Genomic DNA, 14933 nt, shown 5'->3' with positions numbered 1-14933 from the left:
ATATTGGATCCGATATTAAATCTGTGGACGAGGTGCGGAGACACGTTCTTCTAGACTCGCAACGAGCCAGGCATAGGAGCAGCATGGACAAGGAACTCAAGACCTCCGAGCGCGCGCGATTCGCCCTGGAGGTGCTCGCCGAAAGAGCCCCGAACGGTGAGTACATGTCGATCGCCGACCTCTGGGAGGCAGTGAGGCTTCGCGTACCGCTCACCGCGTACGAGGCAGAGATCAACACAAGGAACCTCCCGCGGGGAGAAACGAACTGGCGCTTCGCCAGCTCGGATCTTGTGGCCGCCGGCTGGCTGCAGAAGAACCCGTCTCTCGCTGGAGAATGGTCGATCACCCCGAAAGGCCTCGCCGCCATCCGCGACTACTCCGGCAATGAGCTGCACCTCGAGGCTCAACGCCTCAGCGTCATCGAACGGGATCGGCGCCGGAACGAAGTCGAGCGTGCCCTCCCGGAACGTTGGGTGAGTGACGACAACAATCAACGCCGACTGCTAGCTGCAGCGGAGGTCATCGTCGACGAGTGTCTGCGCAAGGGACTCTCAGCCTTCGCTCCAGGACGCGAAGTCTGGACGGCGCACAATATTCGCGACCTCCATACTCTCTGGGCGGCGGCCGAGAAGCACGATGGCAAGGGGTTCAACGCAAACCTCGAACTGCAGATCGCTGGCGCGAGCGACGACCAGAAGCTGCTCATGGCGGAGGTGCTCGCCTTTCAGTTGCTGCCCATCGCACGCGTCATGGGCCACGCCAAGAAGCGCGAGCGGGTCGACTCCGCTTTGAAGCTCATGCAGCATCCCGTCGAGATCCCGCGCGTCTTCGACACGGCTTTCGCTGGTGGCGCCTTCAACCCCGGCGTAGGCATGCAGTCCCACATCAATCGCGCCGTTACCGTCGTCCTCGACGTGCTGCTGGCGTGGACTGAACTCAGCGACGATGAGCAGCAGAGCGCGCTCGCCGACCCGCGCCGTTGGCGCGACGTCGTCATGGGCACGGATCAGCGCTTCCCCACGCAGCGATACGCGCTCCTCTATCTGGTGCACCCCGGCTTCTTCGGTCCGGTCGTCTCGACCGAGCACCGCGAGCAGATCCGCTCGGCCTTCATCGGCGAGATCGGAGGGGAGTTCTCGGACGATGCGGATGCCGATCTGCGGGCGATCATGATCGCCTTGCAGGTGAAAGAAGGAAAACCGATCGATCTATACGATGCCGCGTTCGAAGAGCGATGGAAGAAGCCGGCCCCTCCCGACCCCGACGACCCGCCGGCACTCGAGCAGCCAGAGCTCGATACAGAGGCGCTCGACCCACGCGGTTTCACCCCTGCCGATGTCGATTTCGCAGGACTCGCCGCTACGACTCACTTGGACGTGTCGTGGTTCCGCAAGCTGACAAGTGCGCTGTACCGCCGAGGCCAGGTCATCCTCTACGGCCCTCCCGGAACCGGCAAGACCTACGTCGCGCGTGCGCTGGCCGAGCGACTCGGAAAACCAGGCAGCGTGATCAAGCGCATCCAGTTCCACCCGTCCTACACGTATGAGGACTTCTTCGCCGGCTATCGACCGGTGACGGACGCAGCCGGGCAGCTCTCGTTCTCTCTAACCCGCGGGCCGCTCCGAGAGATCGCGGACGAGGCTCGGAAGAACCCCGATGTGCCCCACGTGCTCATGATCGATGAGATCAACCGTGCAAATCTGAGCAAGGTCTTCGGCGAGCTGTACTACCTGCTCGAATACCGGAACGACCCCATCGACGTTCTCTACGCGGGCTCGGGAGACGATGGTGCGAAGTCCTTCACATTGCCCCCGAACGTGCTGATCGTCGGGACGATGAACACCGCAGACAGGTCCATCGCGCTGCTGGACTCGGCCATGCGACGCCGATTCTCGTTCTTCGAGCTGCATCCGGATGTCGCGCCGGTGAAGGGCATCCTGGATCGCTGGGCCGCCGAGCATCCTCAGTCGCTGCCGGTTGCGGATCTGTTCGACCTGTTGAACTCGAGCATTCGAGATCGCGAGGACCGCATCGGACCGAGCCACCTGCTTCGTCCCGGCGACTTCAGTGAAGATGACCTGCGCGCTGTCTGGGAAGAGAGCATCCTTCCGCTTCTAGAAGAGCGGCACGTAGGCACGGGCGTCGATGTGCATGTCAGGTACGGATTGGATGCCCTGTTCACGGCGCTCGCCGATAAGGCGGGGGTGTCGAGCGAATCGTGACCCTGCCCGCAGTCAGATCGCGTGTCGAGGAGATCGCCGAGAAGGGCGAGTCTCTTGTCGCGCTGACTGCAGCGCAGGTATCCCGCCTGCAGGCCGCGGACTTCTGCCGCGTCAGCCCGACGCCCGAGCCGGGAATCTGGCGGATCGCTGACGTCACGCGAGTCGGGGTCGTGGCGATCGACGAGCGGCGCCTTTTCGTCCGCCCCAAGACGCCGTTGCGCAGCCTCATCTTCATGGCGTCCTATTCCGGCGTGCAGGCGCAGGTGAGCGATTCCGCGTACACGTACGAGTCGGACGACGACATTCCGACTGCTCTGGCCGATGCCCTGCTCCGCGCGGTAGGCGAGGTAACGAGACGGACACTGTTGAAGGGGTATGTGGCGGTTGATGAGACGGGCACGGTCATCCGCGGCCGGTGGGACATCGCCCGACAGCTGACGAAGCGACCGGGCATACCCGCACCGGTTGAGCTCACCTACGACGACTACACCGAAGACGTCGCTGAGAACCGCATACTGAAAGCCGCGCTGCGGGCGCTGATGCGCATGCAGCAATTGCCAGCGCACATCGTCGATCGGCTGGGTACATCGCTGATTCCGTTCTCCGAGGTCTCAGATCTGCGCCCAGGCGCGCCGGTCATCCTGCCTTCTGAGTCGCGCCTGAACTCGCACTATCAACCGGCGCTGAGGCTCGCCCGCTGGGTGCTCGAAGCGATGTCGTGGGCTCACGCGTCAGGCGTGAGCGCCGGTGCGACCTTCTTGCTGAACGTCGCGAAGGTCTACGAGGACTTCGTCGGCCGAGTCTTTCAGGAGCAGTTGCACGTCGCCGGCTACGACGTCGACCTCCAGGTGTCCGACTGGCGTTTGGACGCGGGCGGCCGCGTGAGAATGCGGCCCGACATCGTGGTCTCGCGCAGCGGAAGAGTGGTTACCGTCGCGGATACGAAATACAAGGTGTGGGGCGGCACCAGCGGCTCACCGCCCAACGCCGACGTGTATCAGGCGCTCGCCTACGCGATAACGGCAGGCGTCCCTGAAGCCCACCTTCTCTACGTGTCTGGTGAGGTCGAGCCACGGCGATACGAGATCGCTTCGGCAGGGGTCACCGTCGTGGCACATGCGGTGGACCTGAGCGGTGGGCCCGATGAGCTGATTGCGGCGGTTCAGCGGCTCGGCGAGGCGCTCGCGTAGCGTCACGGCGCGACCCCTTTGGTTCGAGCAGCTCGGCCGAGTACCCTCGCGCCCGACCGCTCCATCTCGCCGCTCGAGGTCGCTTACGCGTAGCGCCGCACAGCTGCCCGAATACCTTCCGCGTGGTGGTAGATCTCGTCGAGATCGACGATCGGATGGCGGGTTTCCGCCTTCTCTTCGTCTAGCAAACCGATGTACTTCTGCTTGCCGTTGAAATGAAGCCGCGCGATTGGCTTGCGGTTGTTGTCGTCTAGCAGAACGGCAAAGTAGCTCTTCGCATCACGCTGCGTTACCCGCTGCGGCTTGACCTCGCCACAGGCGATCGCTTTCACGATCTGGTAGCCCTCAAGTTCCTGAAGTGTTGTCTCGATTTCCGTGTCGCGATCCAGATCTGCTTCGGCCACCGCGGCGCTCGAGGCGGGTGGGACATCTGCGATATGGCTCGCTCCGCTGACGCCGAGTGCGGCCTTGAGTCTGTCGTTCACACGCTCAGTGAGGAACTGCTGAGCGGCCTTACCCACAAGCCCAGTGAACTGTTGACGCACGCGCTGTGTGAACGCACCCTCGTACACCCGACTGGTGAAGAACTTGATCCACTCGTCGGTCGGTTCTCGGAACTGGGCAGCGATCTCTCGCTTCAATGCGACCTTGACTCGATCATCAGTGCAGCCGAGGAACTGAAGTACATCGGTGACGAGACGCTGATCGCCGAGATTCAGAAGCTCAGCAAGGACAGCTTCTCGATGTCAAGTAGGTCCAGCACAAGGAAGGGCTTGGCATCCATTCGGTTTGGGGGCATCGAGGTCCGTGTAGAAGTGCCACACGACGCCGTTCGTGAGCACCGCGATCCGCGCGTTCGTGACCGAGAAGTATCGGAACAGCTGCGAGGCATGCTCGATTTTCAAGGAGCCCATCGACGGCTTGCACTCGATGAGAATCTGCACCTCGCCATCTCGCATGATGGCGTAATCGATCTTCTCGCCCTTCTTGGTGCCCACGTCAGCGGTGAATTCAGGCACCACCTCAAGCGGATCGAACACGTCGTATCCAAGAATCGTCGAGATGAAGGGCATCACGAACGCGTTCTTCGTCGCTTCCTCTGTGCCGATTGCCGTTGCTTGATTTCGGACCTTCACCGCCAGCGATTCAAGGCGCTCCGCAAACTCCACTAGTCGCTCCCATCTTCGTTGACTGAGTGAAACCGGCTCCCCCCCTCAGAGAGCCTGATTCAGACCATAGCGGGACTCACGCGGGAGTGCGCAACCAGCCTCGTTGACCGCAACGTTCATCTCACTGGAGCCCAAGCTGCACTGCTTCGTCCTCATCAACTTCTGTCGACGCCATGGACATCAGAATCAGTAGGGCTAGCCCCACGGTTGATGCGCCGGAGAGGATCCATGCCGCCAGCGCCGGGAAACCTTCGAGGCCGCCGACTTGGGTGCCCCAGATCGTGAACCCGAGCCCGAGGAACGAGCAGGAAAACAAGAAGAGCATCCCGCGCCTAAACCACAGTCGACGTCTAAGCTTGATCCGCATTGACCGCCGCTCGACAACGAGCGTGACCATCACCAACGGCAAGACTGTAGCGACGAGCTGGCACGTATCGGAGTTCATCCCCATTGCGTGATCGTAACGCCGGAAGCGGCGCGCCACTCCTCTCATCACCGGCGCTCCATCGCTACGCTCGGCCCGGGGAGACGAAGCAGATGACCCAGATTGACGTCGTTGGAGCGGTAATCGTTCGGGGCGATACTGTCCTCGCGGCACGACGCGGGCAAACTAAGACGCTGCCGGGCATGTGGGAGTTTCCGGGCGGGAAGATCGAGAAGGGCGAAACCCCGAAGGAGGCGCTTCGCCGCGAGATCGAGGAGGAACTCGGCTGCAGGATTGAGGTGGGGGAAAGGGTCGAAACGACCAGCCACGAGTACGAGTTTGGAATCGTGACTCTTACGACCTTCTACGCGACGCTCATATCTGAAGAGCCGATGTCGACCGAGCACTCAGAGATCCGGTGGATCCGCGCTACAGAGTTGGGAACGGTCGATTGGGCACCGGCCGACACACCGGCCGTTCTGCGGGTGGTCCGTAATCTCACGGCCGTCCCCAGTCGCCCTGCCCTTCGAAGAGGAACTGCGCACCATCCTTGAAGACGAGCCCAAGCCCCGCGGACTCAACAAAGTCGCGAAGATCAGCCTTCGGGCGTTCTGGTAGCAAGACTGAACACCGCAAGCCATCAACCTCGACGTGACGGCGGTAGTCGTACAGCTGGCCCACGGCCATCCGAAGCGCCGAGCGACCGGACATACTCTTGGCTTCGTAAAGCACTCGATTGGTCTTGTCGTAAACGTCTGTCAGTAGTGGCGACCGTTCTTCAGGCAGCTTGATCGCCCAACGCTTGAACTCGTGCCCGTGCTGGCTCGCTACAAACTCATCGACAAGCTGGGATTCCCTACGCACCGCACTGCCGGCAGCGCGACCGGAAGTTTCGAAGAAGTGAGTGGAGTTGATCTCGATTGGCACTTCCAGCGTGTCCGCTCTGTCCGAGATCTGACTCAGCCCCATCGTCTCGATGACTCGATCCGGCACGGGCCCCACCGGAAGAAGGCGGAACACGATAACGGTACGCAACGCGCCACTCTTATCCGGAGCAGGCATCCTCTCGAAGGGGCGCGCGGGATCGAGGAAAAACTCGCCCATGTAGCGCTGCCGCTTTCTCTGCGTGCCCTCGAGGAAACCGTCAGCTACAAACGCGTGCAGAGTACGCCCTCTTGCTGCGTGAGTTAGAACCGGCGCGTTGGAGTGACTCTCCAATTGATCGCCGTCCTGCCCTGCACCCGTGTAATGGAGCACCCGACCGTCAGGACTGAAGCCGTCATAGACGTACCCGAACTGGTTGGCCTGAGCGTGGTCGGTGAATATGAACACAGAGCTCGACTTGTTGCTCGCGATGATGCCGCCTTGTGTGGATCCGCCATACACAATCGCAAGGTCGCTCCGTGTATAGAGCTCCCCCACGATAAGCGGCAGCGAAGTAGGCATGAGTGAACAATATCGGTCTACCGCGCGCACATGCGTCTCGTATTCGGCGCTGTATCCATGCCCCTGCTACGTTCTCCTCATGCCGACCCCCGCAACGCTGCAAGCCCTCCGTGACTTCGCTATCGAGCGCGACTGGGATCAGTTCCACTCGCCTGAGAACCTCGCGAAGTCGATCTCCATCGAGGCGGCCGAGCTGCTCGAGCTGTTCCAGTGGGGGCAGACGCCGGATCAGACCCGGGTGGAAGAAGAGCTGGCCGACGTGCTCACCTACTGCTTCCAGATGGCGACACGTCTTGGAGTCGACATCGATGAGATCGTGATGAGCAAGCTCGAGAAGACCCGTGCGAAGTATCCCGTCGAACTGTCGAAGGGCCGCATCACGAAGTACACGGATCTGCACCCATGACCGAATTCAGCATCGAGCGACTCCCGTTCGAGCGGCAGCACGTCGACGCCTGGGGGCGCAGCGATGCACTGCACACCGACTGGCCGGTCGTGTACGTGCTCGACAGCTCGGGCCGCAGCAAGAAGCTCTATGTCGGAGAGACGGTCAATGCGGCATCCCGAATGCGGCAGCACCTCGCCAGCTCGAAGAAGGACGAAGGGCTCGAGTCGATCCGCGTCGTGATCGGCGAGCGCTTCAACAAGTCCGTCTGCCTCGACCTCGAATCGCACCTGATCCGCTGGTTTCACGGTGACGGTCAGTACAGCATCCTGAACGGCAACGACGGACTCAGCGACGCGCGCTACTACGACCGCGAGATCTACCGCGAGTCGTTCCGTGACGTCTTCGAGGCACTGCGAGCCGAAGGGCTGTTCAGCCGCAGCATCCCGCAGATCGAGAACAGCGACCTCTTCAAGCTCTCGCCGTTCAAGGCGCTCACCGGCGATCAGGCCATCGCGATCGAAGACATCGTCGAAGGCCTGCTGACCGATCTGCAGCATCCGGATGCTCACTCGACCCTCGTCGTGCAAGGCGACCCCGGTACCGGCAAGACGATCATCGCCATCTTCCTCATGAAGCTGCTGGCCGACATCCGCGACTACCAGGATCACGACGACATCCAGCCCGACTCGATGTTCGCCGAGTTCTTCACGGCCGACAATCGAGAGCTGCTACGTGATCTGAAGATGGCGCTCGTGATTCCGCAGCAGTCACTGCGGCAGTCGGTGCGGCAGGTGTTCAAGAAGACACCGAAGCTCGACCCGGCGATGGTGCTCACGCCGTTCCAGGTCGGGCAGTCGGATGACATGTTCGACCTGATCCTCGTCGACGAGACGCACCGGCTCAACCAGCGGGCGAATCAGGCTTCGGGCGTGCAGAACAAGAAGTTCGGCCAGATCAACGAGAAGTTGTTCGGCCGGGACGATCCGACGCGCACGCAGCTGGACTGGATCAAAGCGCGCAGTCGCCATCGACTGCTGCTTGTCGACGGCGCCCAGAGCGTTCGGCCGCACGACCTCGCGCCCGCGACACTCGAGCAGGAACTGCGGGATGCCAAGAACTCGCACCGGCACTTCCGCCTGACCACCCAGATGCGAGTACGCGCGGGCGCCGACTATGTCGAATACATCCGTGCGCTTCTGCGCGGCGAGCATCCGGAGCGCCCGGATCTCGGCGATTACGACCTGCGCTTCTTCGACGACCTCGGCGAGATGCGTCGTGCGATTCGAGCGCGCGATCGCGAAGTAGGGCTGTCTCGTCTCGTCGCCGGATACGCCTGGGATTGGGTGTCGCGTCGAGACCGTTCAGCGTTCGACATCGAGATCGATGGCGAGCGGATGCACTGGAACAGCACCGACAAGGACTGGATCAACGCCCCCGGGTCGCTGGAGGAGGTCGGCTCGATCCACACCGTGCAGGGGTACGACCTGAACTACGCCGGCGTGATCATCGGGCCGGATCTGCGTCTCTCGTCGTCTGGGGCGATAGTCGCGGATCGCGAAGCGTACCGCGACAAGAAAGGCAAGGAGAACACCGGGCATCTCAAGGACGCGTTCGGCGATGACGATCTGCTCGTGTTCATCCGGAACATCTATGGCGTGCTGCTCACGCGGGGAATGTTGGGGACGTACGTGTATGTGTGTGATCCGGAGTTGCGGTCGGCGTTGCCGGCCTGCGTCGACTCTTCGAAAGCGCCGGTAGAGCTGGACCTGTAGCGCCTGGCTGCTACCGAAAGCATGATTTCGAGCTGAGGACGTGATGACCACAGGGCCGAGCTACTCCATTGCGAGTTGCGTAGTCGAGACCGCGCACCGCCTCATCGCCACACCGGGAAGTTCCCGTGAGGCTGAACATCGTCGCCTTGTCGGACGTGCATTGCTGACGGCAGAGGTTCTGGGGTTCGGTTCCTTAGCTTCTGGAATTCGACCACGGGACTACGGTCAGGGCTTGGAGGTTCGCCTTGGGTTCTACGGTGCAACGGAAGTCGCAGTCGTCGTCGGGGCGAAGGACCTCGTCGCGGACGAGCTCAGCGAGAGCATCGGCGGGTGGCCCCGCGCAGTGCAGATCGCACCGCAGCTGATGCCCGAAGGAGAAGGGTGGCTGGGAACTGGATTCGCATGGCCTGATGCAATAGCTCGAAAGCATCTGAATGTTCTGTTGGACGCGTCAGCGATGCGTGATGGACGCGATCGCGGGCAGCTGCGCGTCATCGGAAGACGCCTTCGCTATCGGCTTGGAGTCGATCATGCCAACGGTGCTCCTGACCTGTTCTGGTGGACGACCGCACAGACCGAGCACTGGATCGAGCGCTACCTGGACCCTAGCCTGCCTGCGGTGACCGACGAGCTTTGGGAGCGCCCGTCGTGGAGCCGAAAGCGCGCTTTCAACCGACACGTCCATGACCTGTTCTCGGCGCTGTATCCCAGCGTTCCTGTAGGCGTCGACCCCAGCCTGAACAGTGCGGACGACTGGGGGTGTGTTCGCCTCGAGGGGGATCCGATCCGAGTGCTGAGCATCGGGCCGGCGTCCGGCGGGCAGACCCGAGCTGATGTCACCAAGACCCTTGCCCGAGCAGGCGACCTGCTGATCCACGAAGAAGGCCGGGCGCGCCACGAAGGCAGCAAAGCCGCAGGCCATGTGCAGGCAGAGGCGCTCAATGCCCTGCTGAAGGCCGAGACGAAGGACATCGACGTGGTGCTTCTTTATCGGGGCGGATTCACCGGCAGCAATCCGCCGGAGCCGGCGACCTGCAACGTCATCATCGACGCGGCTGAGGCGCTGACCAAGCGGGGCGTTGAGGTGGTGCTCGGACTCGGCCACGGGACGACGAGCATCCACGGAATCGCAGGGCGTGAACCCTCCATCGGAGTCCATGAGGCGGTCACCCCGACTGCGGCCAGCAACTGGATCCTCACTGAGCACATCAATCAGCGGCTCATGAACACCGTTCCCGACCCCGGCCAGTTCCGGCCGTATGAGGAGCGCTACCTTCGCACCCAGAGGTGATCGCAAAGGGGGCTTTCAGCGACCCTGGTGGCGACGCGGTCGCGGCCGACCGGCTACCCAATCGCTCGCCCCCGGCACCTCCCCTGTACAGGTGCCTCCGCCTGCACCCTCCACCGTGTCCGCCCCCTCCGCCATCATGACCTCATGGCCGACGGATACGATCCCGACTTCCTCACCGTGCGGGTGCCGCTTCCGGCATCCGCCCTCGACGCGCTCGAGCTGACCTATCCGCATTTCACGGTGCTGCTCGACCCGGGGCGGCGGCTCGCCGCCGTCACCGCCGTGAACATCGACGGCGCACTGCTGCGCGAGCTGCCGCGGTCGGGCGACTGGCGGCTCGACCCGCGGGCGCCGGAGAGCGCACAGACCGGCCCGGAGGTGTACGCCCGAAACGATCTCGACCGCGGGCACCTCGTGCGGCGCCGCGATCCCGGCTGGGGCGAGAACGCGGCCGGCGCGATGGAGGCCACCTTCTTCTACCCGAACGCCGCCCCGCAGGCGGCCGGGTTCAACCAGTCGAAGGAGCTGTGGCTCGGCCTCGAAGACCACGTGCTCGGCTACGCCGAGACGACCGATCAGCGGATCTCGGTCTTCACAGCCCCGGTGCTCGGCGAACAGGATCCGCCGTACCGCGGCATCCGGATCCCGCTTCGGTTCTGGAAGATCGCGGCCTGGGCCGGCCAAGAAGACCTTGTCGCGGCCGGTTTCGTGCTCGACCAGGGCGAACTCGTCGACACCCGCGACGGACTGCTCAGCGCACCGCCGCTCGGCGCGTTCCGCACGTTCCAGGTGCCGGTGGTCGACATCGCCGCGATGACCGGGGTCGATCTCGGCATCCTGTCTGACGCAGACGTGCTGTCGGCTCCGGCCGCGCGCGGCGCGGGGTGGCGGATGCTGCAGACGCACGCCGATGTGATTCTCGATCAGCCCGTCTGATCCGGCTCAGGCCGTCGAGTCGCCGAGCCCGATCCCGCGCACGATGACGTCGACCACGGCATCCACCCGCTCGGCCTCCATCGGCCCGCCGACCAGAGCCGCGTATGACCCGAGTGCGATCAGCTGATCCGCCACGACCCCGGCATCGACGTCCGACCGGACTTCGCCGGCCGCCACTCCGGCAGCCAATCGAGCCGCGGTCCACTCCCGCAGCGGGGCCGCCAGGCGCGTGTTGAGCTTCTGGCCCAGCTCGGGGTCGGTGGCCGTGACAGCGATCAGGGCACGCGCCAGCGCGACGGCGTCGTCTCCGTGCGAGGACAGCACCGAGCACAGGTCGGCGCGCAGATCGTCGGTCGTGGGCAATTCGACGGCGGGCAGCGCTCCGTCGAGCAGCGCCTCGCCGAGGATCGCCGCCTTCGACGGCCACCACCGATAGATCGTCTGCTTGGCGACGCCCGCCTCCAGAGCCAGGCCCTCGATCGTCACCGCGGCGTACCCCGCTGCGCTCAGCGCAGCACGCATCGCCGCCAGCACAGCCTGGCGGGCCTGTTCACTTCGGGGTCTGGCCACCCGAGAAGCGTACCGAAGAGCTACCATTAGTAGACGCAGCGTTGCGAAACTCTGAAGGCATGCACGAGCAAGGAGAGACCATGGCTCTGACCGCACACTCCACCATCGGCGATTGGCTGAACGACCCGATCGGCGGCGACCTCATCACAGGCCTGCTCGCCCAGTCGGGCTCGGACCGCGCGCAGCTCACCCCCGTGCTCGGCCTGCCCCTGCAGCAGCTCGTCGTCATGAGCCAGGGCGCCATGCCGCAGTCCGTCGTCGACGACCTGGTACGCGCAGCGAACGGCGGCGAGATCCCCACCGACGGTGAGAGCGCCGGCTGGACCGAGACCATCACCCCCGGCCGCTTCTGCGGCAAGACCGTGATCGTCACGGGCGCAGCATCCGGCATCGGCCGCGCCACGGCATCCCGCATCGCCCGCGAGGGCGGCCGCGTCATCGCCGCCGACATCTCCGCCGACAAGCTCGACGCCCTCACGGCCGACCTCTCCGGCCACGACGTCGTCGCCGTCGCGGGAGACCTCACCCAGCAGGCATCCATCGACGCCGTCATCGCCGCCGCCGGCGACCGCATCGACGCCCTCGCCAACGTCGCGGGCATCAACGACGACTTCTCTCCCGCAGGCGAGACCACCGACGCCGTCTGGGACCGCGTCATCGCCATCAACCTCACCGCTCCCTTCAAGCTCATGCGAGCGGTGCTGCCGATCATGGAGGCGGCCGGCCGCGGCGCCGTCGTCAACGTCTCGAGCGAAGCCGGCCTGCGCGGCAACGCATCCGGCAACGCCTACACAGCCAGCAAGCACGGCATCATCGGCGTCACGAAGTCGGCCGCGTTCATGTACGGACCGAAGGGCATCCGGGTCAACTCCGTGGCTCCCGGCGGCGTCGCCACGGGCATCCCGATGCCGCCGAACATGTCGGAGTACGGCTCGCGCCGCCTGGGACCGTTCCAGCAGGCGATCCCCACGGTCGCGACGGCGGAGCACCTCGCCGCGTCGATCACCTTCCTGCTCAGCGATGACGCCGTCAACATCAACGGCGCCATCCTCGCCTCTGACGGCGGATGGGCGGTGCAGTAGGCCCGCACCCGAACGTGACGACCGCAGCGGAGGGCTGCGCCTACTCCCGTCCGGCAGGGGACGGTCGTCTCCATATCTGGAAGACGATCGTCCCCACCACCGCGCTCACCGCCGCGACCACCACCGGCAGCACCTCCACCCCGAGCGCCATCGGGAACACCTGCCCCGCCGCCTGCGCCATCTCGCGCAGGTCGCCGTCGAGCACCCGCATCCCGAGCGCGTAGCTCACGGCCGTGAACACGGCCGGCAGCACCCAGAGCGCCAGCAGGCCGACCACCCATACGACGAGCCGCGACAGCGGACGCACTCCGCACCAGATCAGCGCGGCCGCGACGGTCACCGCAGGCACCCAGCGCAGCACCATCCCGACCTCCTGCGGGTAGCCGGTGATCGGGTTGAACGATGCGATCGCGAAGCCGATCCAGCTGCCCACAGGCACCGCCGACAGGGCTGCGGCGAGCGCGGGCAGCGCCACGGTACGGCGCGATGCCATCCAGCATCCGACCTGCGCCAGCAGCATCCCGACCAGCACACCGCCGAGCATCCCTCCGAAATAGAGCACCTCGCGCGCCCCGGCTGAGCCGTCGGCGATGCCCAGACCATTCCCCAGCACCGCGAAGCTCTGCACCGTCACGATCACCTGCACGAGCAGTACGCCGAGCGCCGCCGGCCAGGGGCGCGCCCGCAGCACCCGCACGACGAATCCGGCGACCACCCCGCCGAGCAGGAGCATGACGAAGATGCTCAACGCGTAGTACTGGCTCAGCGGCAGCAGCGAGAAGGGCATGTCCTCCGGCATCGTCCGCTCGTGCCACAGGTTCTGCAGCGGCAGTCGGCCGCCTCCGACCCACGAGGGAAAGAGGAGGACCACGGATGCCACCGTGCCGACGACCAGAGAGATCCGGGCCGGCCTCGGTGCCGCAGCGGTATCGACTTCAATGTCGGAATGCATGGGGGCAGTCAACCACCCGAGCCACGCTCAGGGCCTCGTCACGCCCGGGCGCTGCGAGAACGGAGCCTGGCCGATGAACCGGCCGACCGCACCCGGGTCGACGAACTCGCCCTCGTCGACCGACAGGTGCCCGCCGCTCACGACGTAGCGCGGCCAGCCGGCCAGCTCCATGCCGTCGAAGGGCGAGAAGTCGCTGTCCTGGTGAAGCTCAGCGGCGTTCACGACGCGTCGCTCCTCGGGGTCGAACAGCACGATGTCGGCGTCATTGCCGGCGACGACGGCACCCTTGCCGTGCAGGCCGTTCACTCGCGCGGGGTTCGCGGCGAACAGCGCCACGAAGTGCTCGAGGGGAGCCCCGCCCTCGACCACCATCGCGGTGTAGCTCGCGGGCATCCGCGTCTGCACGCCCGGCAGCCCGTGCGGCATGAAACGCACGTCGTCGCTGTGCTCACGCTTCTGCGCGAGGTCGTAGGCCGTGTGATCGCTCGACAGGGTGTCGACGAGCCCGCGCCGCACGCGTTCGCGCAGCCCCGCCATGTCGTCGGCGGTGCGGAACGGAGGACAGCAGGCGAACTTCTCGGGGGTGCGTCCCGAGTACACCGACTCGTCGTGCAGGAGGTAGTGAGGGCACACCTCTGAGAACGCATCCAGACCGCGCGTGCGCGCCTCGCGCACGGCATCCACCGCCGCCGGCGTCGACTGGTGCACGAAGTAGACCGGCGCGCCGGTGTACTCGGCGATCGCGATGATCTCACGCACCGAGGCATCTTCCGAGATCGCCGGGCGCGACTCGTGCAGGTGCTCGATGCCGATCTCTCCGCGCCCGGCGCAGCTGGTCGTGCGATCGTGGATGATGCCGTCGTGCTCGGAGTGGATGTACGCCAGGCCGTCGAGCCGCTTCAGCTCGTGCATGACCCGCACGATGGTGTCATCGTCGCTCATGGTCGAGCCGCGGTTGGTGGTGTACATCTTCACCGAGTGCACGCCGAGCTCGGCCATCTTCTCGAGCTGGGCAGAGGTGGTGTCGTCCCACGTGATGACAGATCCGTGCAGCGCCACATCGCACCGCGCACCGTTCTCGGCCACCAGGCGGATCTTGCGCTCGAGCGCGTCGATCGGCGTCTGGCTCGGATCTGACGGGATGCCGAAGTCGATGATCGTCGTCGTGCCGCCTCGCAGCGCCGCCGATGTCGTCGACGCGTAGGTATCGAGTGACAGGTACTTGCCGGTGAGCTGCTCGGCGTGGCAGTGCCCGTCGACGCCGCCCGGGATGGCGAGGAGTCCGCTCGCGTCGATCGTGCGCGCGGCGTCGGGCAGTGACGCATCGGGGGCGAGCAGGGCTTCGATGATGCCACCGCGGATGCCGATGGATGCTCGCACTGCACCGTCGGCATTCACGATCGTGGCGTTGGCGATGAGGAGGTCGAAGGTCATGGTGACTCCGTCGGTCTAGGTCTCCCGAGTCGTTCCTGATCGACCCTGATCAGGAGT

13 protein-coding genes and 1 pseudogene are annotated in these 14933 nt (G+C 64.8%); 8 read left to right on the top strand and 6 right to left on the bottom strand.

The genetic code is table 11. The features are described from left to right. Positions 1-83: 83 nt before the first annotated feature. Positions 84-2222, top strand: coding sequence for an AAA family ATPase (locus FVO59_RS06545; protein WP_182255864.1), 2139 nt, complete (start codon positions 84-86; stop codon positions 2220-2222). Then, on the top strand, positions 2219-3412 hold the full coding sequence (locus tag FVO59_RS06540; RefSeq protein ID WP_182255862.1) for an McrC family protein: 1194 nt from the start codon (positions 2219-2221) through the stop codon (positions 3410-3412). Before FVO59_RS06545 ends, FVO59_RS06540 begins: the two co-directional genes overlap by 4 nt. 83 nt (positions 3413-3495) lie before the next feature. Here FVO59_RS06540 and FVO59_RS06535 read toward each other — a convergent pair. Both FVO59_RS06535 and FVO59_RS06530 read right to left on the bottom strand, forming a co-directional pair. Then, positions 3496-4581: pseudogene (locus FVO59_RS06535) on the bottom strand (type I restriction endonuclease). 121 nt (positions 4582-4702) lie between these two features. Continuing rightward, positions 4703-5032 carry a hypothetical protein gene (locus tag FVO59_RS06530; protein ID WP_182255860.1) on the bottom strand — a complete coding sequence of 110 codons (330 nt, stop codon included), beginning with the start codon at positions 5030-5032 and terminating at the stop codon, positions 4703-4705. Between the two features lie 86 nt (positions 5033-5118). Here FVO59_RS06530 and FVO59_RS06525 point away from each other — a divergent pair, with 86 nt between their 5' ends. Next, complete coding sequence (locus tag FVO59_RS06525) at positions 5119-5559, top strand: (deoxy)nucleoside triphosphate pyrophosphohydrolase (RefSeq protein ID WP_182255857.1); 441 nt, start codon at positions 5119-5121, stop codon at positions 5557-5559. Here FVO59_RS06525 and FVO59_RS06520 read toward each other — a convergent pair. Next, positions 5504-6451, bottom strand: a complete 948-nt coding sequence (locus FVO59_RS06520) for an SRA domain-containing endonuclease (protein ID WP_182255855.1) — start codon at positions 6449-6451, stop codon at positions 5504-5506. The two genes, FVO59_RS06525 and FVO59_RS06520, sit on opposite strands and share 56 nt — an antisense overlap. A gap of 79 nt (positions 6452-6530) precedes the next feature. On the opposite strand from FVO59_RS06520, the gene FVO59_RS06515 reads away from it, so the two are divergent. The 4 genes from FVO59_RS06515 (at position 6531) to FVO59_RS06500 (ending at position 10838) form a co-directional block, all read left to right on the top strand. Continuing rightward, positions 6531-6857 carry a nucleotide pyrophosphohydrolase gene (locus FVO59_RS06515; RefSeq protein ID WP_182255853.1) on the top strand — a complete coding sequence of 109 codons (327 nt, stop codon included), beginning with the start codon at positions 6531-6533 and terminating at the stop codon, positions 6855-6857. Beyond that, positions 6854-8611 carry a DUF2075 domain-containing protein gene (locus tag FVO59_RS06510; protein ID WP_182255851.1) on the top strand — a complete coding sequence of 586 codons (1758 nt, stop codon included), beginning with the start codon at positions 6854-6856 and terminating at the stop codon, positions 8609-8611. Before FVO59_RS06515 ends, FVO59_RS06510 begins: the two co-directional genes overlap by 4 nt. Positions 8612-8654: 43 nt before the next feature. Further along, on the top strand, positions 8655-9902 hold the full coding sequence (locus tag FVO59_RS06505) for a hypothetical protein (RefSeq protein WP_182255849.1): 1248 nt from the start codon (positions 8655-8657) through the stop codon (positions 9900-9902). Positions 9903-10046: 144 nt separating this feature from the next. Continuing rightward, positions 10047-10838, top strand: a complete 792-nt coding sequence (locus FVO59_RS06500) for a DNA/RNA non-specific endonuclease (protein ID WP_182255847.1) — start codon at positions 10047-10049, stop codon at positions 10836-10838. A 6-nt stretch (positions 10839-10844) separates the two neighbouring features. Here the strand turns inward: FVO59_RS06500 and FVO59_RS06495 are convergent, their stop codons facing one another. Beyond that, on the bottom strand, positions 10845-11408 hold the full coding sequence (locus FVO59_RS06495) for a TetR/AcrR family transcriptional regulator (protein ID WP_259363478.1): 564 nt from the start codon (positions 11406-11408) through the stop codon (positions 10845-10847). 80 nt (positions 11409-11488) lie between these two features. On the opposite strand from FVO59_RS06495, the gene FVO59_RS06490 reads away from it, so the two are divergent. Continuing rightward, the gene (locus FVO59_RS06490) at positions 11489-12490 is read left to right on the top strand and encodes an SDR family NAD(P)-dependent oxidoreductase (RefSeq protein ID WP_182255845.1); all 1002 of its coding nucleotides are present in this window, start codon (positions 11489-11491) and stop codon (positions 12488-12490) included. Between the two features lie 40 nt (positions 12491-12530). On the opposite strand, the gene FVO59_RS06485 is transcribed toward FVO59_RS06490, so the two are convergent. Together FVO59_RS06485 and FVO59_RS06480 are read right to left on the bottom strand one after the other, a co-directional pair. Further along, the gene (locus tag FVO59_RS06485) at positions 12531-13442 is read right to left on the bottom strand and encodes a hypothetical protein (RefSeq protein ID WP_182255843.1); all 912 of its coding nucleotides are present in this window, start codon (positions 13440-13442) and stop codon (positions 12531-12533) included. 27 nt (positions 13443-13469) lie between these two features. Next, positions 13470-14876 carry a dihydroorotase gene (locus FVO59_RS06480; RefSeq protein ID WP_182255841.1) on the bottom strand — a complete coding sequence of 469 codons (1407 nt, stop codon included), beginning with the start codon at positions 14874-14876 and terminating at the stop codon, positions 13470-13472. Positions 14877-14933: the final 57 nt, after the last annotated feature.

The organism is Microbacterium esteraromaticum, assembly GCF_014084045.1.
Taxonomy (GTDB): domain Bacteria; phylum Actinomycetota; class Actinomycetes; order Actinomycetales; family Microbacteriaceae; genus Microbacterium; species Microbacterium esteraromaticum_D.
The sequence above is the reverse complement of the archived record's forward strand: the minus strand, read 5'-3'. Positions and strand labels throughout refer to the sequence as shown.